The organism is Streptomyces millisiae (assembly GCF_031845425.1).
In the GTDB taxonomy this organism is placed as follows: Bacteria; Actinomycetota; Actinomycetes; order Streptomycetales; family Streptomycetaceae; genus Streptomyces; species Streptomyces millisiae.
In genome coordinates, this window is the sequence record NZ_JAVREM010000036.1 from 1 (window position 1) to 23680 (window position 23680).

At 74.3% G+C, this 23680-nt stretch carries 24 protein-coding genes; 17 read left to right on the forward strand and 7 right to left on the reverse strand.

Features of this window, described 5'->3' with window-relative positions; all coding sequences use genetic code 11:
- Window positions 1–15 precede the first annotated feature (15 nt).
- Both RNC47_RS22955 and RNC47_RS22960 read right to left on the reverse strand, forming a co-directional pair.
- The gene (locus RNC47_RS22955; RefSeq protein WP_311601403.1) at window positions 16–540 is read right to left on the reverse strand and encodes a DUF3515 domain-containing protein; all 525 of its coding nucleotides are present in this window, start codon (window positions 538–540) and stop codon (window positions 16–18) included.
- Window positions 541–559: 19 nt separating this feature from the next.
- Window positions 560–793 carry an Lrp/AsnC family transcriptional regulator gene (locus RNC47_RS22960; protein ID WP_311601404.1) on the reverse strand — a complete coding sequence of 78 codons (234 nt, stop codon included), beginning with the start codon at window positions 791–793 and terminating at the stop codon, window positions 560–562.
- 133 nt (window positions 794–926) lie between these two features.
- Between RNC47_RS22960 and RNC47_RS22965 the strand changes: the two genes are divergently transcribed.
- The 13 genes from RNC47_RS22965 to mutM all read left to right on the forward strand — a co-directional run bounded on the left by RNC47_RS22965 (window position 927) and on the right by mutM (window position 13003).
- On the forward strand, window positions 927–1889 hold the full coding sequence (locus RNC47_RS22965; protein WP_311601405.1) for a thiamine-phosphate kinase: 963 nt from the start codon (window positions 927–929) through the stop codon (window positions 1887–1889).
- Between the two features lie 37 nt (window positions 1890–1926).
- The gene (gene thiD, locus RNC47_RS22970; protein ID WP_311601406.1) at window positions 1927–2739 is read left to right on the forward strand and encodes a bifunctional hydroxymethylpyrimidine kinase/phosphomethylpyrimidine kinase; all 813 of its coding nucleotides are present in this window, start codon (window positions 1927–1929) and stop codon (window positions 2737–2739) included.
- Window positions 2740–2817: 78 nt separating this feature from the next.
- Complete coding sequence (locus tag RNC47_RS22975; RefSeq protein ID WP_311601407.1) at window positions 2818–4458, forward strand: DAK2 domain-containing protein; 1641 nt, start codon at window positions 2818–2820, stop codon at window positions 4456–4458.
- A 49-nt stretch (window positions 4459–4507) separates the two neighbouring features.
- Window positions 4508–6742 (forward strand): ATP-dependent DNA helicase RecG, encoded by a 2235-nt coding sequence (gene recG, locus RNC47_RS22980; RefSeq protein ID WP_311601408.1) that lies wholly within the window; start codon window positions 4508–4510, stop codon window positions 6740–6742.
- Window positions 6743–6878: 136 nt separating this feature from the next.
- Window positions 6879–7397 (forward strand): hypothetical protein, encoded by a 519-nt coding sequence (locus RNC47_RS22985; RefSeq protein ID WP_311601409.1) that lies wholly within the window; start codon window positions 6879–6881, stop codon window positions 7395–7397.
- Between the two features lie 169 nt (window positions 7398–7566).
- Window positions 7567–8037, forward strand: coding sequence for a DUF6227 family protein (locus tag RNC47_RS22990; protein ID WP_311601410.1), 471 nt, complete (start codon window positions 7567–7569; stop codon window positions 8035–8037).
- 95 nt (window positions 8038–8132) lie between these two features.
- A complete protein-coding gene (rsmD, locus tag RNC47_RS22995; protein WP_132932792.1) occupies window positions 8133–8720 on the forward strand; it encodes a 16S rRNA (guanine(966)-N(2))-methyltransferase RsmD in 588 nt (195 codons plus the stop codon).
- A gap of 26 nt (window positions 8721–8746) precedes the next feature.
- The gene (gene coaD, locus RNC47_RS23000) at window positions 8747–9226 is read left to right on the forward strand and encodes a pantetheine-phosphate adenylyltransferase (RefSeq protein ID WP_311601457.1); all 480 of its coding nucleotides are present in this window, start codon (window positions 8747–8749) and stop codon (window positions 9224–9226) included.
- 60 nt (window positions 9227–9286) lie between these two features.
- Window positions 9287–10366, forward strand: a complete 1080-nt coding sequence (locus tag RNC47_RS23005) for an ATP synthase F0 subunit B (RefSeq protein WP_311601411.1) — start codon at window positions 9287–9289, stop codon at window positions 10364–10366.
- 206 nt (window positions 10367–10572) lie between these two features.
- On the forward strand, window positions 10573–11178 hold the full coding sequence (locus RNC47_RS23010; RefSeq protein ID WP_311601412.1) for a YceD family protein: 606 nt from the start codon (window positions 10573–10575) through the stop codon (window positions 11176–11178).
- A gap of 2 nt (window positions 11179–11180) precedes the next feature.
- Entirely contained in the window at window positions 11181–11354 is a 174-nt protein-coding gene (gene rpmF, locus RNC47_RS23015; RefSeq protein ID WP_120683031.1) for a 50S ribosomal protein L32, read from the forward strand.
- Window positions 11355–11373: 19 nt separating this feature from the next.
- A complete protein-coding gene (gene rnc / locus RNC47_RS23020) occupies window positions 11374–12162 on the forward strand; it encodes a ribonuclease III (RefSeq protein WP_311601413.1) in 789 nt (262 codons plus the stop codon).
- Window positions 12155–13003 (forward strand): bifunctional DNA-formamidopyrimidine glycosylase/DNA-(apurinic or apyrimidinic site) lyase, encoded by an 849-nt coding sequence (gene mutM / locus RNC47_RS23025; protein ID WP_311601414.1) that lies wholly within the window; start codon window positions 12155–12157, stop codon window positions 13001–13003. The genes rnc and mutM overlap by 8 nt, the downstream gene beginning before the upstream one ends.
- 10 nt (window positions 13004–13013) lie before the next feature.
- On the opposite strand, the gene RNC47_RS23030 is transcribed toward mutM, so the two are convergent.
- Window positions 13014–13781, reverse strand: coding sequence for a CAP domain-containing protein (locus tag RNC47_RS23030; protein WP_311601416.1), 768 nt, complete (start codon window positions 13779–13781; stop codon window positions 13014–13016).
- Window positions 13782–13992: 211 nt separating this feature from the next.
- Here RNC47_RS23030 and RNC47_RS23035 point away from each other — a divergent pair, with 211 nt between their 5' ends.
- The 3 genes from RNC47_RS23035 to smc all read left to right on the forward strand — a co-directional run bounded on the left by RNC47_RS23035 (window position 13993) and on the right by smc (window position 18602).
- Window positions 13993–14304: an acylphosphatase gene (locus tag RNC47_RS23035; protein ID WP_311601417.1), complete on the forward strand. Its 312-nt coding sequence runs from the start codon at window positions 13993–13995 to the stop codon at window positions 14302–14304.
- 335 nt (window positions 14305–14639) lie between these two features.
- Complete coding sequence (locus RNC47_RS23040) at window positions 14640–14846, forward strand: hypothetical protein (RefSeq protein ID WP_132815916.1); 207 nt, start codon at window positions 14640–14642, stop codon at window positions 14844–14846.
- 189 nt (window positions 14847–15035) lie between these two features.
- Window positions 15036–18602 carry a chromosome segregation protein SMC gene (gene smc, locus RNC47_RS23045; protein ID WP_311601418.1) on the forward strand — a complete coding sequence of 1189 codons (3567 nt, stop codon included), beginning with the start codon at window positions 15036–15038 and terminating at the stop codon, window positions 18600–18602.
- A gap of 12 nt (window positions 18603–18614) precedes the next feature.
- Here smc and RNC47_RS23050 read toward each other — a convergent pair whose 3' ends face one another.
- From RNC47_RS23050 to RNC47_RS23065, 4 genes are read right to left on the reverse strand one after another with little or no spacing between them, the layout of a single operon-like run.
- Window positions 18615–19250 (reverse strand): response regulator transcription factor, encoded by a 636-nt coding sequence (locus RNC47_RS23050; RefSeq protein WP_311601419.1) that lies wholly within the window; start codon window positions 19248–19250, stop codon window positions 18615–18617.
- Window positions 19243–20490 (reverse strand): sensor histidine kinase, encoded by a 1248-nt coding sequence (locus RNC47_RS23055; protein ID WP_311601420.1) that lies wholly within the window; start codon window positions 20488–20490, stop codon window positions 19243–19245. Before RNC47_RS23055 ends, RNC47_RS23050 begins: the two co-directional genes overlap by 8 nt.
- A gap of 42 nt (window positions 20491–20532) precedes the next feature.
- Complete coding sequence (locus RNC47_RS23060; protein WP_311601422.1) at window positions 20533–21297, reverse strand: ABC transporter permease; 765 nt, start codon at window positions 21295–21297, stop codon at window positions 20533–20535.
- Window positions 21294–22196, reverse strand: a complete 903-nt coding sequence (locus RNC47_RS23065; protein WP_311601423.1) for an ABC transporter ATP-binding protein — start codon at window positions 22194–22196, stop codon at window positions 21294–21296. Before RNC47_RS23065 ends, RNC47_RS23060 begins: the two co-directional genes overlap by 4 nt.
- A gap of 233 nt (window positions 22197–22429) precedes the next feature.
- On the opposite strand from RNC47_RS23065, the gene ftsY reads away from it, so the two are divergent.
- Window positions 22430–23653 (forward strand): signal recognition particle-docking protein FtsY, encoded by a 1224-nt coding sequence (gene ftsY, locus RNC47_RS23070; protein ID WP_311601424.1) that lies wholly within the window; start codon window positions 22430–22432, stop codon window positions 23651–23653.
- Window positions 23654–23680 lie beyond the last annotated feature (27 nt).

The following is a 23680-nucleotide window of genomic DNA, read 5'->3' on the forward strand; positions in this document are numbered from 1 at the left end:
CGCCAAGCGCTCGCGTCAGCCGTGGTCGCCGTGGCCCTCGTCCGGCGGGGAGTTGAGCTCGTCCGGGGGGACGTGGTCGACGATCGGCGCCGCGACGTCGAGGAGCGGGTTGACCTCGGGGGCGTAGTCGTCGGGGACCGTCATCTCGACGTAGATGGCCCGCTCGACCGTCGTGAAGCGGACGCCGTCCGACCGCTCCTCGAGCAGCCACGAGACGTCGTTCACGCCGACGAACTCCGCGCCGGCCGGGTCGTAGCTCTCGGTGCCCGGCGTCAGTACCGCCGGCTCGGCCACCCCGCAGCGCAGCACGATCGCCGGGTCGCCCCAGACCGCCACGTAGGGTGAGTCCTCGGCCGCCGATCCGCGCCCCTGCCCGTCCACGTCCTCCGGGAGTGCGTCGACCAGCGCCTCGCAGGCCTCGCGTGCCTCGCCCGTCGGGGAGGGCGCCGTCACCTCGGGGCCGCCGGCGGACGCGTCGCACGCGCCGGCGGCCAGGAGCACTGTGGCGGCCAGCAGGCCGCGGCGTATCGGGAACCGCACCCGGCGAGCATACGAGGCGTCACAGGTGCACGACAGGGCAGGTCAGGGTCCGGGTGATACCCGTCACCCGCTGCACCTTGGCGACCACGAGCCGACCCAGCTCGTCCACGGTGTTCGCCTCGGCCCGCACGATCACGTCGTAGGGGCCCGTGACGTCCTCGGCCTGGAGCACCCCCGGGATCTTGGAGATGACGTCGGCCACGGTGGACGCCTTGCCCACCTCGGTCTGGATCAGGATGTACGCCTGTACCACGGGTCCTCCACGGCGGCTACGAGGAACGGGGGCGCTACCGTAGCGCGTCGTGACCGGCACTGGGAGACTGCGGCGAGTGCTGATCACGGCAGGTTGACCCGTGGGCCGGCGAGATGAGCATGAGGAGAGCTGAGTGAAGGGGACTGTGGGGGAGCTCGGGGAGTTCGGGCTGATCCGGGAGCTGACCTCCCGGATCGGTGACGCGCCCGCCGTGCGACTTGGTCCGGGGGACGACGCCGCGGTGGTCGCCGCGCCCGACCGGCGGGTGGTCGCCAGCACCGACATGCTGCTCGAGGGCCGGCACTTCCGCCGCGACTGGTCCACCGCCTACGACGTCGGCCGCAAGGCCGCGGCCCAGAACCTCGCCGACATCGCCGCCATGGGTGCCGTGCCGACCGCCCTGCTGATCGGTCTCGTGGTGCCCGCGGAACTCCCCGTCACCTGGGCCCTGGAGCTGATGGACGGCATCAGCGACGAGTGTCGGGTGGCCGCCGCCGGGGTGGCCGGCGGGGACGTGGTGCGCGGCGAGACGATCATGGTCTCCATCACCGCGCTCGGCGACCTCGGCGGGCGCGAGCCGGTCACCCGTGCGGGCGCCAGGCCCGGCGACCTGATCGCGGTCACCGGGTGGCTGGGCTGGTCCGCCGCCGGGCACGCCGTGCTCTCGCGCGGCTTCCGCTCCCCACGCGCCTTCGTCGAGGCGCACCGCCGCCCCGAGCCGCCCTACCCGGCGGGACCGGCGGGCGCCGCGCTCGGCGCCACCGCCATGACGGACGTCAGCGACGGGCTGATCGCGGACCTCGACCACATCGCGCAGGCGAGCAAGGTGCGGATCGACATCCGCTCGGCCGCGCTCGACATCCCGGCGCAGATGTCGGACATCGGGCAGGCGGTCGGCGTCGACCCGCTGCACTGGGTGCTCACCGGCGGCGAGGACCACGCCATCGTCGCCGCCTTCCCGCCGGAGACCAAGCTCCCGGCGCGCTGGCGGCCGATCGGCGAGGTGCTGCCGGCGCGCGGGCGCGGCGCGCCGCGGGTGACGGTGGACGGCGCGGCCTGGGACAAGGCCGGCGGTTGGGACCACTTCGCGGGGTAGCGCGGGCCTCTCGTCGACGCCTGGGTACCGTCGAGCCATGGCCATACCCCAGGGCACGCCGCCGCGCGTGCTGACCATCGCCGGCTCCGACTCCGGTGGCGGCGCCGGCATCCAGGCTGACCTCAAGACCATGCTGGCGCTCGGCACCCACGGCATGAGCGTGCTCACCGCCGTGACCGCGCAGAACTCCCTCGGCGTGCAGGGCGTCTGGGAGCTGCCGGCGGACGCGGTCCGCGCCCAGTTCAGGGCGGTGGTGGACGACATCGGGGTGGCCGCCGTCAAGACCGGGATGCTCGCCACCGCCGAACTGGTGGAGACGGTGGCCGCCCTGCTCGGACCGTTGGGCGTGCCCGTCGTCGTCGACCCGGTCGGCGTCTCGAAGCACGGCGACCCGCTGCTCGCCACCGACGCGCTGGACGCGGTGCGCACCAGGCTGCTCCCGGTCGCCACCGTCGCCACCCCCAACCTGCCCGAAGTCGCCCAGCTCACCGGCGTCACGGTGCGGGACGAGGACGACCTGCGGCGGGCCGCCGAGGCCGTGCTCGCCCACGGGCCGCGCTGGGCGCTCGTCAAGGGCGGCCACCTGCCGGGCGACGCCACCGACCTGCTGACCGACGGGACCACCGAGCACTGGCTGCGCGCGCCCCGCCTGGACAACCGCCACACCCACGGCACCGGCTGCACCTACGCCTCCGCGATCGCCGCCCGGCTGGCCGTCGGCGACGAGGTGCCGGAGGCGGTGGCCGCGGCCAAGGAGTACGTGACCGGCGCCATCCGGGCCGGCTTCCCGCTCGGCGCCGGCATCGGTCCCGTCCACCACGGGCACGCGTTGGCACCCCGACCGCGCTGATCCGCGCGCGGCGCCCTGACATAAGCTGCCACCGGCCGTCCGCCGGCCACGCAGGACCCGCTCTCCAGGAGGACCCCCGTGCCGCAGCCGCTGGACGCCGACGCGGTGCGGCGCTGGTGCCGGATCGCGCTGGACACCGTGGGCGGCGCCCGCGAGGACATCGACGCCATCAACGTCTATCCGGTGGCGGACGGCGACACCGGCACCAACCTCTACCTCACGCTGGAGTCGGCGGCCCAGGCCGTGACGGCCGCCGCCACCGGGCGCCCCACGCTGGCCGAGGCGGTGCGGGGCATGGCGCACGGCGCGCTGATCGGCGCCCGCGGCAACTCCGGCACGATCCTGGCCCAGCTGCTGCGCGGCATGGCCGAGGTGCTGGCCGAGGCCGGAGCCGGCGGGGACCCGGGGCCCGGCGGCGCGGACGCCGACGCCGTGCGGCGCGCGCTGCGCCGGGCGGCGGCCGGCGCGTACGAGGCGGTCGCCCGGCCCGTCGAGGGCACCATGCTCACCGTCGCCACGGCCGCCGCCGACGCCGCCGAGGGCGCGCCGGGCGACAGCGCCGCCGAGGTGGTCGCGGCGGCCTGCGCCGGCGCCCGCCGGGCGCTCGCCGCCACGCCAGGACAGCTGCCGGTGCTCGCCGCCGCGGGCGTGGTGGACGCCGGAGGCAGCGGCCTGGTCGCCGTCCTCGACGCGTTGGACGCGGCGCTCTCCGGCCGCGCCCCCGACGCTCCGCTCCGCGACCGCCTCGGCCGCGCCGGGGGCCTCGACGCCGCCTCGGGCGCCGCCGCCGGCGCCGAGTGTCCGGTGGCGACCCACGACTCCTACGAGGTCATCTACCTGCTCGAAGCCGGCGACGAGGCCGCCGCGGCGCTGCGCCGGCGGCTCGACGCGCTCGGTGACTCGCTGGTGATAGGCGGCGGGGACGGCCTGTTCCACGTCCACCTGCACACCGCGGAGCCGGGCTCCGCCGTGGAGGCGGGCATCGAGGCGGGCCGGCCGCACCGGATCAGGATCACCGCGCTCGCCGGCGAGACCGCCGCCCCGCCGCGCCCGCCACGCGCCGGCCGCGCGGTGGTCGCCGTGCTGCCGGGCGAGGGGCTGGCCGGCCTCTGCGCCGAGGCCGGCGCGGCCACCCTCACCGCGCGCCCCGGCGAAGCGCCGGGAGCCGGCGAACTGACCGCCGCCCTCCACGCCGCGGGCGCCGCCGAGGTGGTGCTGCTGCCCAACGACGACGAGCTCTGGCACGCGGCGGCCGCCGCCGCGGAACAGGCCAGGGTCGACGGCGTCCGGGTCGCCGTCGTCCCCACCCGCTCCCCGGTGCAGGGGCTCGCGGCGCTGGCCGTGCACGCCCCGGAGCGCCGCTTCGACGAGGACGTGGTCGCCATGACGGCGGCGGCCCGCGCCACCCGCTTCGGCGAGGTGGACGTCGCCGAGCGCCAGTCGTGGACCATGGCCGGGGTCTGCCAGGCCGGCGACGTCCTCGGGCTCGTCGACGGCGACGTCGTGGTGATCGGCCACGACCCGGCCGAGGTCGCGGGCGACGTGCTGGAGCGCATGCTGACCGGCGGTGGTGAGCTGGTCACCCTGGTGCTCGGCGGCACCGCGCCGGCCGGGCTCGCCGACCGGCTCACCGAGCAGGTGCGCCGCGGCCACCTGGGCGTGGACACCGTGGTGTGCGCCGGCGGCCAGAGCGCGCCGCTGCTGATCGGCGTCGAGTAGCGGCGCGCGCCTGAGGCGTCGCGCGCCCGCGCGGCCGACTGTCGGCGCCATGGTGTGCAATGGCAGCGTGACCGCCCCGCGAGAACCCCTGGCCCAACCCCTGGGAAAGGTCGTCGGTGGCACCACCGCCAAGGTGATGGCCACCCACCTCGACCTGCACACGGTCGGCGACCTGCTGCACCACTACCCCAGGCGGTACGCCGAGCGCGGCGAGCTGACCGGGCTCGCCGACCTGCCGCTCGACGAGCACGTCACCGTCGTCGCCGAGATCGCCGACGCCCGCTCCCTGTCGTTCAACCGCGGGCGCGGGCTGCGCCTGGAGGTGACCCTCACGGACGGCAGGGGCCGGCTCCAACTGGTGTTCTTCGGCCACCGCGCGGTGCGCCACCACGAGAAGGTGCTGCTGCCGGGCCGCCGCGGCATGTTCGCCGGCAAGGTGTCCCGGTTCAACCGCACCCTCCAGCTCTCCCACCCCGCCTACGAACTGCTCGGCGAGGAGGCCGGCGAGGAGGCCGTCGCCGAGTTCGCCGGCCGGCCGCTGCCCATCTATCCGGCGTGCAAGCAGCTGGAGTCCTGGCGCATCGCCAAGTCGGTCGCCGTGGTGCTCGACTCGCTCCAGGCCACCGGCTGGGCCGGCCTCGCCGACCCGCTGCCCGCCGCGCTGCGCGCCAGGCGCGGTCTGCTGCCGCTCTCCGACGCCTTCGAGAAGGTGCACCGGCCGCGCGGCAGGGCGGACGTGGCCGAGGCGCGCTCCCGCCTCAAGTGGGACGAGGCGTTCGTGCTCCAGGTCGCGCTGGCCCGCCGGCGGCGCGCCGCCGCCCAGCAGCCCGCCGTGCCCAGGAGGCCGGCCCCCGGCGGACTGCTCGACGTCTTCGACGCCCGGCTGCCGTTCACCCTGACCGAGGGCCAGCGCCAGGTCAGTGACGAGATCTTCGCCGACCTCGCCCTGGAGCACCCCATGCACCGGCTGCTCCAGGGCGAGGTCGGCAGCGGCAAGACGCTGGTGGCGCTGCGCGCCATGCTGGCCGTCGCCGACTCGGGCGGCCAGTCCGCGCTGCTCGCCCCCACCGAGGTGCTGGCCCAGCAGCACCACCGCTCGATCACCGAGATGCTCGGCGAGCTGGCCGAGGGCGGTCTGTTGGGCGGCGCCGAGCACGGCACCAGGGTGGCGTTGCTGACCGGCTCGATGGGCGCCCAGGCCAGGCGCCGCGCCCTGCTCCAGGCCGCCACCGGCGAGGCGGGCGTCGTCGTCGGCACCCACGCCCTGATCGAGGACGTGGTGCGCTTCCACGACCTCGGCCTGGTCGTGGTGGACGAGCAGCACAGGTTCGGCGTCGAGCAGCGTGACGCGCTGCGCGGGAAGGGCGAGCGTCCGCCGCACCTCCTGGTGATGACCGCCACGCCGATCCCGCGCACCGTCGCCATGACGGTCTTCGGCGACCTGGAGACCTCGGTCCTCGACCAACTGCCCGAGGGCCGCTCGCCGATCGCCAGCCACCTGGTGCCAGCCCGCGACAAGCCGCACTTCCTGGAGCGCGCCTGGCAGCGGGTCACCGAGGAGGTGGCGGCCGGCCACCAGGCGTACGTGGTGTGCCCGCGCATCGGCGACGACCCGGCGGACGAGGCCGCCGCCAAGCAGGGCGAGCGGGAGCAGGAGGGCGAGGAGCGGCGCCCGCCGCTCGCCGTGCTCGACGTCGCGGAGCAGCTGTCCGGCGGCCCGCTTGCCGGGCTGCGTCTCGCCGTGCTGCACGGCCGCCTCGCGCCCGAGGCCAAGGACGAGGTGATGCGCCGCTTCGCGGCCGGCGAGGTGGACGTGCTGGTGGCCACCACCGTGATCGAGGTCGGGGTGAACGTGCCCAACGCCACCGTGATGGTGATCATGGACGCGGACCGGTTCGGGGTCTCCCAGCTCCACCAGTTGCGCGGCCGGGTCGGCCGGGGTTCGGCTCCCGGCCTGTGCCTGCTGGTCAGCGAGGCGCCGGAGGGCAGCGCGGCCCGGTCGCGGCTGGAGGCCGTGGCGGCCACGACCGACGGCTTCGAGCTCTCCAGGATCGACCTCGAACAGCGCCGCGAGGGAGACGTGCTGGGCGAGGCGCAGTCCGGCGGGCGCAGCAGCCTGCGGATGCTGGCGGTCATCGACGACGAGGAGCTGATCACCGAGGCGCGGGACGAGGCCACCGCGCTGGTCACCGCCGACCCCGAGCTCGCCGGCTCGCCCGAGCTGCGCGCGGCGCTCGACTCGCTGGTCGACGCGGAGCGCGAGGAGTTCCTGGAGAAGGGCTGACCCGGGCCGCCCCCCGAGAGCACCTGACGGCCCGTCAGTTGTCAGTGCCGCCTGCGAGAATCCAGGCAGTCGAAAGGCACGGCGCGCCGACCTCGACCAGGACGGCGCGTCGTCAGGACCCCTGGGGGTTGCTCGCATGGCATTCCGGCACATCAACGAACTGCCGCTCGGCGACAAGATCTTCCGCGTCGAGCTGGCCAGCGACGACGACATCACCGTGACCCTGACCCTGACCGGCCGGCGCGAGGGCGCCCCGGGCGCGCCGCTGGCCTCCGGCACGCTCACCATGCCGCTGGCCGACGTGCCCACCCTCCGCATCGCCCTCAACCGCGGGCTGCGCGCGCTCGCCCTCGCCGCCGACGTGGCCGAGCCCATCCCCGACCGGGACATCCTGCGCGAGCTCTTCCCCGGCCACGGCGCCCCCTGGGTCCCGCAGCACGAGGAGGACCTGACCCGCCGCTTCCACGCCGGCGAGACGATAGCCCGCGTAGCCGCCAGGTTCGGCCGCACCCCCGACTCGGTGCGCACCAAGCTCAGGGAGCTCGGCCACGACCCGCGCCGCCCGGAGTACTGCCCGCCGGACGGCTGTCTCTCCTGGTCCAGATACGTCTCGCCGGCCCTCGTGGGCACGGCGGGTGAACCGAGGGAGAGTTGACCGGAGCGGGATCCTCCCGCTCGTCCCGATCGTCATAGAAGTATCCGCATTTCCGCCCCTGGCGCCGCCGTTCCGGTTTCGGTAAAACGGTCACCCGGACCGCAGTCGAGGCACTACGGTGAGTGCGCCCAGGGGCGGGTTCAGGAGAGGCACACCGGGAGGATTCCGCATGACCGATCGGCCAGAGGCGCTGCCGGAGCGGCAGGTCCCGTCCGTCGCGGAGCTCGAGCGGATGTTCATGGACGGTGCCTGGCCCGGCGCCGCGTTCGGGGCCGCCAGGCCCGCCGCGCTCGGCGTCCGCATCCCCGGTGAGCGCGGCTACCCGGGCGCGGACCCGGGGGACCACGCCAGGCGGCTGCTGCGCCGCGCGACCAACCACGACCGCCCGGGAGCCGAGGTCGTCGAGCTGCTCGCCGGCGCCCGCGGCTACGACATCGAGCGGTTGCCCGAGCTCTACCCGCGGCCCGACGGCCGGCGGTGGTGCGCGCTCTACGAGCACGCCTTCCTGATGGCCGACGACACCGAGATCTGCCTCTACGAACTGGAGCACGACCGCACCCCGGACCGCCGGCTGGTCTGCGAGGTCTACCCGGACGAGATCACCGCGGGCCTGGCCGCCCGCCGCTGGGAGGCGTTCTGACGCGCGAGGTCCGTGGGGCCTGCCGGTCCCGGTGACCGGCGTCCCGTATAGCGTGGTGGGGACGGCCCACGGATCGAGCTTCGCGAAGGACGCAGATGACGCGCGTGATCGCCGGCAGCGCCGGCGGGCGGCGGCTCGCCGTGCCGCCGGGCGGCGGCACCCGCCCCACCTCGGACCGGGCACGGGAGGGGCTCTTCTCCACCTGGTCGGCCCTCTGGGGACCGCTGGACGGCGCCCGGGTGCTCGACCTCTACGGCGGCTCGGGAGCCGTCGGTCTCGAGGCGCTCTCCCGGGGCGCCGCGCACGCCCTGCTGGTCGAGCAGGACGCCAGGGCGGCCAGGACCATCCGGGAGAACATCAGGGCCCTCGGCCTGCCGGGCGCCGAGCCGCGCACCGCGCGCGCCGAGCAGCTGGCCGCCACGCCGGCCCCGGGCCCGCCGTACGACCTGGCCTTCCTCGACCCGCCCTACGCGGTCACCGACGACGACCTCCGCGAGATCCTTCTCACACTGGCCGGCAACGGCTGGCTCGCCGCCGACGCGATCGTCACCGTGGAGCGGAGCACCCGCGGGGGCCCCTTCCGCTGGCCGGCCGGATTCCAGGAGCTGCGTTCGCGCCGCTACGGCGAGGGAACGCTCTGGTATGGCCGGATCGCCGACCACCACGTCAGGGACCGGTCATGACGGACCGGAAGAGCGAGGAGAGACCGTTGCGCCGCGCAGTCTGTCCGGGGTCCTTCGACCCCATCACCAATGGCCATCTCGACATCGTGGCCCGCGCCTCGAAGCTCTACGACGTCGTGCACGTCGCCGTGATGATCAACAAGTCGAAGCAGGGCCTCTTCACCGTCGAGGAGCGGATCTCGCTGATCGAGGAGTGCACCGAGAGCTACGGCAACGTCGTGGTCGAGTCCTTCCACGGCCTGCTGGTCGACTACTGCAAGCAGCGCGACATCCCCGCCATCGTCAAGGGCCTGCGGGCCGTCAGCGACTTCGACTACGAGCTGCAGATGGCCCAGATGAACAACGGCCTCTCGGGCGTCGAGACCATGTTCATCCCCACCAACCCCATCTACAGCTTCCTCTCCTCCAGCCTGGTCAAGGAGGTCGCCACCTGGGGCGGCGACGTCTCGCACCTCGTCCCGGAGCCCGTGCTGCGCGCCCTGGGCGAGAAGCTGCGCCGCGACTGACGCGCCCTCGGGCGGGGTGAACGGCCCCCGGGCGCGCCCCGTTGGCCGTACAGTCGCCTCGTGGACGTACAGCAGAAACTCGACGAGATCGTCGCGGCGGTCCAGAGCGCCAAGAGCATGCCCATGTCGGCGTCCTGCGTCATCAACCGGTCCGAGCTGCTCGAGCGGCTCGAGGAGGTGCGCGCGGCGCTGCCCGGCTCCCTGGCCCAGGCCGAGGAGGTGCTGGGCGACCGCGAACACGTCGTGGCGCAGGCGCAGGAGGAGGCCCGGCGGATCGTGGAGGCCGCGCACTCCGAGCGCGGCTCGCTGGTGGCGAACACCGAGGTCGTCCAGCAGGCCAGGAACGAGGCCGCCAGGATCCTGGCCGAGGCGCGGCGCGAGGCCACCGAGGTCAAGGCCGAGGCCGACGACTACGTGGACAGCAAGCTGGCCAACTTCGAGGTGGTGCTGGGCAAGACGATCGGCTCCGTGGACCGCGGGCGCGAGAAGCTGCTCGGCGCCGAGCGCGGCGATCCGGCCGAGCTGCTGGCCAACGCCGAGGCGTATGTGGAGGCGCAGTTCGGCTCGATCGAGGCCGTGCTGCGCAAGACCCTGGAGGCCGTCGGCCGGGGCCGGCAGAAGCTCACCGGGCACCGCCCCATCGACGAGCTCGCCGAGCACGTCGCCGCCCAGGAGGCCAGGGAGGCGGCCGAGGGCGGCGCCCGGCGCCAGGACGCCTACTACGAGCAGGACCAGGAGCAGGGCATCTACGACTACCTCGGGGTGCCACAGCCCGAGCAGCCGGCGGCCGCCGGCGCCGGCTACCAGGCCCACGGCGCCGATCCCTACGCCGCCCTCGCGCCCTCCGCGTCCACCGGCGGCTACGGCCAGCAGGACGCGTACTCCCAGGCGCCCCAGGTGCCCCACGACGGCTACGGCTACGGACAGGACGCCTACGCGGCCCAGGCCGGCTACGGGGCCCAGGACGCCGGCGGCTACCCCCAGGCGCCCTACGGCGGCCAGCCGGCGCTGCCGGCCCCTCCCGCGCAGCCGCCGTCGTACGACTACCAGCCCTCGGGCCAGCTCGACGAGACCAGCCTCTTCGACACCAGCATGATCGACGCCGAGCAGTTGCGCCGCTACCAGCAGGGCCAGCTCTGAGGCCACCCCCGACGGCCCCGGACGGGCGCCGATTGGGTGCCCGCCGGCCGGTGAAGTATGCTGACTGTTCGGCTGCGGCACCTTGGCCGATCATCGCTGCCCGCCCGGCCCTCGACGAGGAGCCGCGGCGCGCGGCTCCCGCAGCCACCGCCATCGCGAGAAAGCAGAAAGCCCTGAACGCCCCGCTTGATCACCGAGCCCCCCTCGTGTTCGACACACGCGAGCTGGGGCGGCGACCGGGTGCGCTCAAGCGGATCTCCCGGTCCGTCGAGGCCCCCGCCGACCTCGGCGTCGAGGTCATCGGCGTGCCGACCGGGGCCAGGCTTGACGTGGAGCTTCGCATGGAGTCGGTCATGGAGGGCGTGTTGGTCACCGGCACCGTCCATGCGCCGCTGGCGGGGGAGTGCGTAAGGTGTCTGGAGCCGCTGGCCCGCGAGGTCGAGGCGGACTTCCAGGAGATGTACGCCTACCCGGACCTGGAAGGCCGCGGCCGCTCGGCCGAGCCGGCCGACGAGGAGCGGGACGAGGAGACGCTGTACCTTCAGGGCGACCTGTTCGACCTTGAGCCCGTGCTGCGGGACGCGGTGGTGCTCGCACTGCCGCTGCAGCCGGTGTGCCGGGAGGACTGCCCGGGTCTGTGCCCCGACTGCGGGGTGCCGCTCGCGCAGGACCCGGACCACCAGCACGACGAAGCCGTCGACATCCGTTGGGCGGCGCTGCGCGAGTTCGCCGGCCGAACAGGGCCGGCCGAACCCGACGGCAAGCAAGAGAAGGCACCCCGCGCCAGCGGGGACGAATCACAGGAGAAGTAGCCGTGGCTGTTCCGAAGCGGAAGATGTCGCGCAGCAACACGCGCCACCGCCGGTCGCAGTGGAAGGCCGCTGCCCCCAACCTGGTGCGCTGCGAGCGCTGCCAGGAGCCGAGGCTGCAGCACACCGCGTGCTCCAACTGCGGCACGTACAACCGTCGCCAGGTCCTCGAGGTCTGATCGGCGGGTGACAGGCTTCATGTCACACGCCAGGAGGTCGCAACCCCAGGCGTCGGAGGACACAGCCTCGTCCCTCGCGATTCTGGAAGGGCGGCTCGGCTACCGGCTTGAGCCCGCCCTTCTGGTGCGTGCGCTCACCCATCGCAGCTTCGCCTACGAGAACGGTGGCCTGCCGACCAACGAGCGGCTCGAGTTCCTGGGGGACTCGGTCCTCGGCCTGGTCGTCACCGACACCCTCTACCGCAAGCACCCGGACCTCGCCGAGGGCCAGCTCGCCAAGTTGCGGGCGGCCGTCGTGCAGGCCAGGGCGCTGGCCGAGGTGGCCCGTGGTCTCGACCTGGGCGCCTTCGTCCGGCTCGGCCGGGGCGAGGAGGGCACCGGCGGCCGGGACAAGGCGTCGATTCTCGCCGACACCCTGGAGGCCGTGATCGGCGCGGTCTACCTCGACCAGGGGCTCGCGGCGGCGGACGAGCTGGTCCACCGGCTCTTCGACCCGGTGATCGAGCGCTCCTCCAACCTCGGTGCCGGTCTCGACTGGAAGACCAGCCTGCAGGAGCTGAGCGCGGCCGAGAGCCTGGGTGTGCCCGAGTACGTGATCAGCGAGACGGGTCCCGACCACGAGAAGACCTTCACCGCTGCTGCCCGTGTCGCTGGCGAGACCTACGGCACCGGCACAGGCCGCAGCAAGAAGGAAGCCGAACAGCAGGCCGCCGAGACGGCCTGGCGCGCGATCCGGGCCGCCGTCGACGCGCGGCGCGCCGCCGAGAGCCGGCCGGACGAGGACGAGGAGGGCGCCGGCGGTGCCTGAGCTGCCCGAGGTCGAGGTCGTCAGGCGCGGCCTCGAGCGCTGGGTCGGCGGCCGCACGGTCGTCAGCGCCGACGTGCTGCACCCGCGCGCCGTGCGCCGGCACCTCGCCGGTCCCGTCGACTTCGCCGACCGGCTGCGCGGCGTGTCCGTCTCGGGCGTGCGCCGGCGCGGCAAGTACCTGTGGCTGCCGCTCGGCTCCGAACTCGCGCTCCTCGCCCACCTGGGGATGAGTGGTCAGCTGCTCGTCAAGACCGGCCGGGCGCCCGACGAGAAGCACCTCAGGGTCCGGATCACCTTCGCCGACGCCGGCGGCGGCGAGCTGCGCTTCGTCGACCAGCGCACCTTCGGCGGCCTCTCGCTGCACCCGCTCGGAGCCGACGGACTGCCCGACGTCATCGGGCACATCGCCCGCGACCCGCTCGACCCGGAGTTCGACGAGGACGCGTTCCACCTGGCGCTGCGCCGCCGCAGGACCACCATCAAGCGTGCCCTGCTCGACCAGTCGCTGATCAGCGGCGTCGGCAACATCTACGCGGACGAGTCGCTGTGGCGGGCCGGGCTGCACTTCGACCGGCCGACGGCCTCGCTCACCCGGCCGCGCACGGCAGCGTTGGTCGGCCATGTCAGGGACGTGATGCGGGCGGCGCTCGCCGTCGGCGGCACCAGCTTCGACAGCCTCTACGTCAACGTCAACGGCGAGTCCGGCTACTTCGACCGCTCGCTCGACGTCTACGGCCGCGAGGGCGAGCCGTGCCGTCGCTGTGGGACACCGGTGCGTCGCACCCCGTGGATGAACCGCTCCAGCTACCACTGCCCCCGCTGCCAGCGGCCGCCCAGGTGACGTCCGCCGGTCAGTAGCCGAAGTCCTGGGTCCACCAGGGGCCGCCGTCGCCCAGGTGGACGCCGACGCCCAACGTGGTGAACTCGCAGTTGAGGATGTTCTCGCGGTGTCCGTCGCTGGCCATCCAGGCGTCCATCACGGCCTGCGCGTCCTGCTGGCCGCGCGCGATGTTCTCGCCGCCGAGGTTGGCTATGCCGCTGGTGAGCGCCCGGTCCCACGGGGTCAGTCCGTCGGGGTCGGTGTGGTCGAAGAAGCCGCGCTCCGCCATGTCCCGGCTGAAGTCGGCCGCCAGCCGGGAGAGCCCGGTGTCCAGGGTGAGCGGCTGACAGCCGGCGTTGGCGCGCTCCTCGTTGACCAGCGTCAGCACCGCCTCGGCCATGGCCGTCTCCGGGTCCGTGGCCGGCGACGGCTCCTCGGAGGTGGGCGGGTCGCTCGGGGTCTGCTCCGGCTCCTCGGTCGGCGTGGTGGGCGCCGGCGTCGTGGACTCGGTCTCCTCCGGGGTCTGTTCGGGCGCCGGCGTGGTGGGCTCGGGCGACGACTCCTCGGGCGTGGGGGAGGGCGACTCCTCGCTCGGCCGCGTCGTCTCCTCGGCCGGCTCGGTGCTCGGCGCCTCCTCGGGCGTCTCCTCCCGCTGCCCGCCCAACTCGGTGGACGGCGAGGGCGTGAGAGTGCCCGGCCGGGTCGGCGTCCGCTGCTCCTGGGCCCGGACGTCGTCGGTGTCGTTGTTCAGGCCGAGGCTCTCACCGAGTCCCGGCAGCAGGCCCGTTCCCACGGCCACCGCGCCCACCGTCAGGGCTGCGGAGGCACCGACCAGGCCTGTGCGCGCGTGCCCCCGGCGTCGGCGATGGCGTCCCATCCAGAGCACCGTCCTCGTTACTCAGTGAAGATCGTTGATCACCCGAACGGGTGAAGTGTCATCGCGTGACTGTACGGCATGGAGACCGCGACGGAAGTGCCTGGAAGTGAAAACCCGGGATAGCGTGCGTCACATGGACCGACCCGTTCCCCCACCCGAAGACCCGGCCGAGCCCGTCCGGATGACCGCCTGGGTACGCGGCCTGGTGCAGGGCGTCGGCTTCCGCTGGTACACCAGGGCCGCCGCCCTGGAGATCGGCGAACTGCGGGGCTTCGCCCTCAACCTGGCGGACGGCCGCGTCCAGGTGGTGGCCGAGGGCCCCAGGGAGCGCTGTGAGCGGCTGCTCGGCTGGCTCCGGGAGGGCGACACGCCCGGCCGGGTGGACGGCGTCACAGAGATATGGGACACACCGCGCGGGGAGTACCGGGACTTCGCCGTTCGCTGACGAGCGCCACCCCGCCGCCGGGGAATGTCCCGGAAACTGCTTGCCAACCCCGCTCCGACGTGCAAAGCTGCGGCCAGCAACTGCCCGGGGACCACCCAGCGCTCCAGCGGAACGTAACCGGAGCCGCCCCTCGGAGGCCGCCCATGGCCCCGCCGCCCCGGCCTCTACGCGGTGTGATCGTGTTGACCGTCCCACTTTTTGGTGAGACGCTGAAACTCCCGCGCATCTCAGCCGTGTGGCCCTGAGAACTGAGGGCAAGGCGAACGTCGCGGGCACAATCCCTCACGACCCACCAACGGCTTCGGTCGGTCACTCAGTGTGGAGGACCATCCATCATGGCAAAGGCGCTTCTCGGACACGTCGGCGGCTCCGACCCCCGAGTCCTCGCCGAGATGCGACGGCTTCAGCAGCGCGTGCAGGACCTGGAGACCCAGCTCCTCCGGGTTCAGGCGGAGAACGACGCGCTGGCCGCCGCCGCTCGGCACGGGGACTCGGTGCTCGACAGCATCGACATGCCCAAGGCGGAGCCCGCTCTGACCTGACCTCAATGGCGAGGACGGGCCGCGACGGCACCGCCAGCGGATAATGCGAGGGACGCTTCGGCGTCCCTTCGTCATGTCCGGCCACCAGCCCATCTGGTCTACTCACTGATGTGCCCGCCCGCACCGGCGCCGAAACGGCGAACCGTGAAAAGGGCGAAGTGGCGCACCCGCCCGGTAGAGTCGCACGGCGTGCACCTCAAGAGCCTGACCCTGCGCGGGTTCAAGTCCTTCGCCTCGGCCACGACGCTGCGCCTGGAGCCCGGCATCACGTGCGTCGTCGGGCCGAACGGCTCGGGCAAGTCCAACGTGGTGGACGCGCTCTCCTGGGTCATGGGCGAGCAGGGCGCCAAGTCGCTGCGCGGCGGCAAGATGGAGGACGTCATCTTCGCCGGCACCACCGGCCGTCCGCCGCTCGGCCGGGCCGAGGTGTCCCTCACCATCGACAACTCCGACGGCGCGCTGCCCATCGACTACACCGAGGTCACCATCACCCGGACCATGTTCCGCAACGGTGGCAGCGAGTACCAGATCAACGGCAACACCTGCCGGCTGCTCGACGTCCAGGAGCTGCTCTCGGACTCCGGCATCGGCCGCGAGATGCACGTCATCGTCGGCCAGGGCCAGCTCGACTCGGTGCTGCACGCCGACCCCACCGGGCGCCGCGCCTTCATCGAGGAGGCCGCCGGCGTCCTCAAGCACCGCAAGCGCAAGGAGAAGGCGCTGCGGAAGCTGGACGCGATGCAGACCAACCTCGCCCGGGTCCAGGACCTCACCGACGAGCTGCGGCGACAGCTCAAGCCGCTCGGCCGGCAGGCCGCCGTGGCCAGGCGGGCCGCCGTCATCCAGGCCGATCTGCGGGACGCCAGGTTGCGGCTGCTCGCCGACGACCTGGTCGCCCAGCGGGCCGCGCTGCGCGCCGAGATCGCCGACGAGGCCGCCCGCAAGGAGCGCAAGGAGGCCGCCGAGGCGCGCCTCAAGGAGGCCATGCGCCGGGAGTCCGAGCTCGAACAGGAGGTGCGGACGCTCGCGCCCCGCGTGCAGCGCGCCCAGGACACCTGGTTCGCGCTCTCCCAGCTCGCCGAGCGGGTCCGCTCCACCATCAGCCTGGCCGACGCCCGCGTCACCAGCGCCACCTCCCAGGCGCCGGAGGAGCGGCGCGGCCGCGACCCCGAGGACATGGAGCGCGAGGCGGCGAGGATCCGTGAGCAGGAGGCGGAGCTGACCGCCGCCCTGGAGGCCGCGAGCCGGGCGCTCGACGACACCGTCGAACACCGCGCGGACCTGGAGCGCCGGTTGGCCCAGGAGGAGCGGCGGCTCAAGGACGTGGCGCGCGCCATCGCCGACCGGCGCGAGGGCCTGGCCAGGCTGCACGGCCAGGCCAACGCGGCCCGCAGCAGGGCCGCCACCGCCCAGGCCCAGATCGACCGGCTCGCCGCGACTCGCGACGAGGCGACCGAGCGGGCCGCCGAGGCGCAGCGCGCCTACGAGGAGCTGAACGCCGAGGTGACCGGGCTCGACGCGGACGACACCTCGCTGGCCGAGGAGCACGAGGCGGCCAAGCGGGAACTCGCCGCCGCCGAGGCCGAGCTCGGCCGGGCCAGGGACGCCGTTGGCACCGCCGAGCGGGAGCGGGCCGCCGTCTCGGCGCGGCACGACGCGCTCGCGCTCGGCCTGCGCCGCAAGGACGGCAGCGGCGCGCTGCTGGCCGCCGGCGACCAGCTGGCCGGGCTGCTCGGGCCGGCCGCCGAACTGCTCACCGTGGCCCAGGGCTTCGAGGTCCCGGTCGCCGCCGCGCTCGGCGCGGCCGCCGACGCGGTGGCCGTCGAGGGCCCGGCCACCGCCGTCGAGGCCCTGCGGCTGCTGCGGAAGCAGGACGCGGGCCGCGCCGCGCTGCTGCTCGGCGGCGTGCCGGACGAGGAGTCCGCGACGGGGCCGGGCGACGGCGGCCGGCGGGCGGCCGACCTGGTGAGCGGCCCGCCCGAGCTGCTGCCCGCGGTCCGGCGGCTGCTGCGCGGCGTGGTGGTGGTCGCCACCCTGGAGGACGCGCTGGAACTGCTGGCGTCCCGGCCCGAGCTGACCGCCGTCACCGCCGAGGGGGACGTGCTCTCCCGGCACCTGGCGCAGGGCGGCTCGGCCGGTGCGCCGAGCCTGCTCGAGGTGCAGGCGTCGGTGGCGGAGGCCGCGGCCGAGCTGGGCGAGCTGACCGAGCGGTGCGCCGAGTTGGCGGAGGCCCAGCGGTCGGCCACCGAGCGCCGGGCGACCGCCGCCGCCAGGGTGGAGGACCTCGCGCAGCGGCGCAGCGCCGCCGAGCGCGCCAAGTCGAAGGTGGCGCAGGACCTGGGCCGGCTCGCCGGCCAGGCCAGGGGCGCCGCCGGCGAGGCCGAGCGGGCCGAGGCGGCGGTGGCGCGGGCCCAGGAGGACCTGGCCAGGGCGGTCGAGCAGGCCGAGGAGCTGGCCGAGCGGCTGGCCGTGGCCGAGGAGTCCGCGGACGCGGAGGAGGAACCGGACACCGCCGTGCGCGACCGGCTCGCCGCCGACGGGGCCAACGCCCGGCAGACCGAGATGGAGGCGCGGCTCCAGGTCCGTACCCACGAGGAGCGGGTGAAGGGGCTCGCCGGCCGGGCGGACGCGTTGGACCGTGGGGCGCGCGCCGAGCGGGAGGCACGGGCGCGCGCGGAGCGGCGGCGCGCCAGGATGCGGTACGAGGCCGAGGTCGCGGGCGCGGTGGCCGACGGCGCCCGCCAGCTGCTGGCCCACGTCGAGGCCTCGTTGGAGCGGGCCGGCGCCGAGCGCGAGGCGGCCCAGCGGGCCAGGGCCGAGCGCGAACAGGCGCTGGTGGTCGAGCGGGCCGCCGGTCGGGAACTCAAGGACGAGCTGGACAAGCTGACCGACTCGGTGCACCGCGGCGAGGTGCTGGGCGCGGAGAAGCGGCTGCGCATCGAGCAGCTGGAGACCAGGGCGCTGGAGGAGCTGGGCGTCGAGCCGGGGGTGCTGGTCGCCGAGTACGGCCCCGACCAGCCGGTGCCGCCGTCCCCGCCGGCGGAGGGCGAGGTGCTGCCCGACGACCCGGAGGACCCGCGCAACCAGCCGCGGCGCTTCGTCAGGGCCGAGCAGGAGCGGAGGCTGCGGGCCGCCGAGCGGGCCTACAAGCAGCTGGGCAAGGTCAACCCGCTGGCGCTCGAGGAGTTCGCCGCGCTCGAGGAGCGGCACAAGTTCCTCAGCGAGCAGCTCGACGACCTCAAGAAGACGAGGGCAGACCTGCTCCAGGTCGTCAAGGAGGTCGACGAGCGGGTGGAGCAGGTCTTCACCGCCGCCTACCACGACACGGCCCGCGAGTTCGAGGGCGTGTTCTCGCGGCTCTTCCCCGGCGGCGAGGGGCGGCTCATGCTGACCGACCCCTCCGACATGCTGACCACCGGCGTCGAGGTGGAGGCCAGGCCGCCGGGCAAGAAGGTCAAGCGGCTCTCCCTGCTCTCCGGCGGCGAGCGCTCGCTGACCGCGGTCGCCCTGCTGGTCTCGATCTTCAAGGCGCGGCCCAGCCCGTTCTACGTCATGGACGAGGTGGAGGCGGCGCTGGACGACACCAACCTCCAGCGGCTGATCCGGATCATGGAGGAGCTGAAGGGCAGCTCCCAGCTGATCGTGATCACCCACCAGAAGCGCACCATGGAGGTCGCCGACGCGCTCTACGGCGTCTCCATGCAGGGCGACGGGGTGTCCAAGGTCATCAGCCAGCGGCTCTCCGGCAAGGGATAGCGCGGGCCGGCCCTAGCCGAGGATGCCGCGCTCGTAGGCCGTGGCCACCGCGGCCGCGCGGTCGTTGACGCCCAACTTGGCGTACAGGTGGGTGAGGTGGGTCTTGACGGTGGCCTCGCTGATGAACAGCTCCCGGGCGATCTCCCGGTTGGAGGTGCCCTGCGCCACCAGGGCGAGGACCTCCCGCTCGCGGGCGGAGAGCGGCTCGTTGCCGGGGGAGCGGACCGCCGAGACCAGCCGGGAGGCGACCGCGGGGGAGAGGACCGTGCGTCCGGCGGCCGCCGCGCGCACCGCGGCGAACAGCTCGTCGCGCGGGGCGTCCTTCAACAGGTAGCCGGTGGCCCCCGCCTCGATCGCCGGGAGGGTGTCGGAGTCGGTGTCGTAGGTGGTCAGCACCAGCACCCTGGCCCGGGCGCCGCGCCCGCTCAGCTCGGCGATGGCCGCCACCCCGCCGCCGCCCGGCATCCGCAGGTCCATCAGGATCACGTCCGGGTCGAGGGACTCGGCCAGGGCCACGGCCGCCACGCCGTCCGCCGCCTCGCCGAGGACCGTGAAGCCGGGCTCCGAGGCGAACATCCCGCGCAGCCCGTCGCGCACGACGGGGTGGTCGTCGACGATCAGCAGGGAGATGGGCGGCCCGTCAGTCATGGTCGACCAAGGGTACGCGCGCCGAGACCGCGGTACCGAGGCCGGGCTCCGACTCGACGGAGAGCGAGCCGGCCACCCGCTCGGCCCGGGCCCGCATGCCGGCGAGCCCGAAGCCACGGCTGTGGCTGCGCGCCGGCACGGCCGACGGGTCGAACCCCAGGCCGTCGTCCCGTACGTCGAGCATGACCTCCGGGCCGACGAAGGTCAGCGTCACGCCGACGCGTGAGGGCCGGGCGTGCCGAGCCGCGTTGGACAGCGCCTCCTGGGCGATCCGCAGCAGCGTCGCGGCGAGCTCGTTGTGCAGCTGGCGCGAGGCGCCGGCGAGCGTGAACTCCGCGCGCACCCCGGTCCGTTCCGACCACTCGACGACCGTCCTGCGGAGCGCGGTGGGCAGTGCGTCGTGCTCCAGGTCCACCGGCGCCAGGTTGTGCACCGAGCGACGGGCCTCGCCCAGGCTGTGCCGGGCCAGCCGCGCCGCGCGGTGCACGTGTTCCTGGACGACCGCCGGGTCGTCCACCTTCTCCACGGCCTGGAGCTGGGCGATGATCCCGGTCAGGCCCTGCGCGATGGTGTCGTGGATCTCGGCGGCGAGCCGGCGCCGCTCGTCGGCGATCCCCGCCTCCCTGGCCTGCACCACCAGCTGGGCGTGGAGCGCCGCGTTCTCGTCGAGGGCCTGTTGCAGCGCCGTGTTGGTGTCCTCCAGCTCGGCGATGAAGGCGACCTGCGCCTCGGCCTGCGCCTGCTCCTTGGCGGCCAGGTGGGCGAAGACGTGCACCAGGCCGATGTGCATGCCGAGCAGTGCCGCGTACACCGCCCAGGCAGGACCCCACGAGCGCAGCTGCTCCGGGCCGCCCACGTTGGACAGGGCCATCACGACGGCGGTGGCGTACAGGCCGGTCCGCACCAGCGGCCGCGGGAGCTGCCGGTCGGCGCTGAAGTAGCCGTGCACCGCGTAGACGCCGAAGAACGGGTTCAGACAGGTGAGGGCCAGGGCGATCGCCCAGCGCGCGAAGTAGAAGCAGGCGCCCGCGACGGACGGCCCGGCCGCCGCGCGATGCCAGCAGAGCTGGAGGACGACGGCGGCCACCGCCAGCGACGCGGTGGCGACCCGCGCGGCGCGGGACATACCGAGCTCGTCGGCCGTGACGGCGGCCAGCAGCAGGCCGACCGCCAACAGGGCGTGCGGCCCCCAGCGGTCGAAGAGGGCCCAGCGCTTCGCGATCTCCGACACGTCTCTCACGCCCCCAGTCTCACCGGTCGTCCGCTCCGCCGTCCGGCGGGCTCACTCCCACCGGAACCAGCGCGTGGCGACCGCCGTCGCCGCGACGGTCCACGTGGCCAGCACCCCGAGGTGGTACCAGCCCGGCCAGTCGCCGGCGGCGGCCTCTCCCAGCGCCTGCGCCGCCGCGCCGAACGGGGTCGTCTCGACGATCCGCGCCAGCACGTCCGGCATGGTCTGGATCGGCATCCAGACGCCCACGCAGAACATCATCGGGAAGAGCACGGCGGAGCCGACCGCGGTGGCGATCCGCGAGGTGCGGGTCAGGGCCGTGACCACGCTGCCGAGCGCCAGCGCGGCGGCCACGGCCAGCAGCAGCGCGAGCCCGTAGCCCAGGGGTTGGCTCGGCAGCGAGACGTCGTACGCCAGCCGACCCACGGTCAGCGCGAGCAGCGCCGAGACGAGGGCGGCTGTCCCGTGCAGCACCATCTGCGCGCCGAGCACCGCGGACGGTGGGACCGGGGTGGTCGACATCCGGCGCAGGATGCCGCGCTCCCGGTAGCCGGTGACGATCGGCGGCATCGCCTGGAAGCCGGCCACGATCAGCCCGAGCAGCACCGTCACCGGGACGTAGAGGTCGACGACCCGCAGGCCGTCGAGTTCGTCGTCCACCTCGCGGAAGGAGGGGATGGCGCCGAGGATCGCCAGCAGCAGGGCGGGGAACAGCAGCACCCAGAAGAGGCTCCCGGGCTCCCGCAGGAAGAGGCGGGCCTCCGCCCGCAGCACGGCGGCGGCGGTGGCGCGCCGCGACACGGCGATGGTGCTCATCGGTCGGCTCCCGTGAGGTCGAGGAACGCGTCGTCCAGGGTGGCGTCGGTGACGCGGAGTTGGTGGGCCGTGATGTGGCCGCGGGCCAGCAGGGTGATGACGGCGCTCACCGTCTCGTCCGTGCCGGCGAGGGTGATCCGGTCGTCCTTCCAGGCGATGGACGCGACGTCCGGGAGCTCGGCCAGCCGGTTCTCGTCGAGCGGCGCCGAGGGCGTGAAGCTGATCAGGGTGGCGCCGGTCGAGCGCCTGATCAGCCCGGCCGGGGTGTCGAGGGCGGCGATCCGGCCGCCGTCGATGACGGCGATCCGGTCGCAGAGGCGTTGGGCCTCCTCCATGAAGTGGGTGACCAGCAGGACGGTGACGCCGCTCGCCCGTACGTCCTCGATGAGCTCCCAGGTGTCGCGGCGGGCCCGCGGGTCGAGTCCGGTGGTCAGCTCGTCGAGCACCACGACCCGCGGGTTCCCGATCAGGGCGAGCGCGATGAACAGGCGCTGCTTCTGGCCGCCGCTGAGCCTGGCGAAGCGGGTGGAGAGCCGGTCGGTCAGGCCGAGGCGCTCGGCCAGCGGGCGCCAGGCGGCCGGGCGGGGGTAGCAGGCGGCGTACAGCTCGAGGGCCTCGCGCACGGTGAGCTTGGGCTGGAGCTCGCTCTCCTGGAGCTGGGCGCCGAGCACCCCGGTCAACGCGGCGTGGTCGGCGACCGGGTCGAGACCGGCGACCCGGATCCGGCCCGCGTCGGGCTCCCGCAGGCCCTCGACGCACTCCACCGTGGTGGTCTTGCCGGCGCCGTTGGGGCCGAGCACGCCGAAGATCTCGCCCTCCTCGACGGCGAACGAGACGCCGTCGACGACGGCCCGGCCGCCGTAGGACTTGCGCAGCGCATGCACTTCGATGATCGACATGGCCCAAGCGTCGCCCGGCCCGGGCCGGCGCCACATCGCCCTTCGGGCTCGAAGGCGCATCAACCGATCGGTTGATCCCCGGGTACGACCCGGAGTCGGGTGGAAGCGGTGGAGATGGGGCGACCCGGCCACCGCGGGCGGGGCGCGTCGGCGATACTTGGTGGCGCTCGGGGCCGGCGCCGGCCGGGCCGCCCGGGCAGGCCGCTCTTTCGAAGGCACCACCAAGGGAACCGATGGACATCCTGATCCTCGTCGCAATCATCGCCGTGGTCGCCGTCGTCGCGATCAGCGCGCTCTCCATCACGCTGCGCCGCCGCGAGCCCGCTCCGCCGCCCTCGCGGGTCGAGGAGGGCGAGGAGAAGGCCCGCGAGCGTGCCGGCGAACCGGGGGAGCCGCAGATCGGCGACGACGCCTCGGTGGGCGTGGACGAGGAGCGGCGCACCATCGAGGACGTCGCGCTGCCGCCGGCCGAGGAGGCCGAGGCCCTGGCCGAGCCGGAGGCGCCGCCGATCGAGGTGCCGGAGCCGACCGCCGGGCGCCTGGTGCGGCTGCGCGCCAGGCTGGCCCGCTCGCAGAACACGCTGGGGCGCGGCCTGCTCACCCTGCTCTCGCGCGAGCGGCTCGACGACGAGACCTGGGACGAGATCGAGGACACGCTGCTCACCGCGGACGTGGGCGTGGGGCCGACGCAGGAGCTGGTCGGCCGGCTGCGCGAGCGGGTGCGGGTGCTCGGCACCAGGACGCCCGAGGAGCTGCGGGCGCTGCTGCGCGAGGAACTGCTGGCGCTGGTCGGCACCGACCTGGACCGCGCGGTGCACACCGAGGGCGGCGTCTCGGAGTCCGGCGAGGAGCGACCGGCCGTGGTGCTCGTGGTGGGCGTCAACGGCACCGGCAAGACCACGACCACGGGCAAGCTGGCCCGGGTGCTGGTCGCGGACGGCAGGTCCGTGGTCCTCGGCGCGGCCGACACCTTCCGGGCGGCGGCCGCCGACCAGCTCCAGACCTGGGGCCAGCGGGTGGGCGCGCGCACGGTGCGCGGCCCCGAGGGCGGCGACCCGGCCTCGGTGGCCTTCGACGCGGTGCGCGAGGGCATCGCGGAGGGCGCCGACGTGGTGCTGGTGGACACGGCCGGGCGGCTGCACACCAAGGCCGGCCTGATGGACGAGCTGGGCAAGGTCAAGCGGGTGGTCGAGAAGCAGGGCCCGGTCAACGAGGTGCTGCTGGTGCTCGACGCCACCACCGGGCAGAACGGACTGGTCCAGGCACGGGTCTTCGCCGAGGTGGTGGACGTCACGGGTATCGCGCTGACCAAGCTGGACGGCACCGCCAAGGGCGGCATCGTGGTCGCGGTGCAGCGCGAGCTGGGCGTGCCCGTCAAGCTGGTGGGCCTGGGCGAGGGCCCCGACGACCTGGCGCCCTTCGACCCCGAGGCGTTCGTCGACGCGCTGATCGGCTGAGCGGGCCGGGCCGCCCCGGCGGCCCGG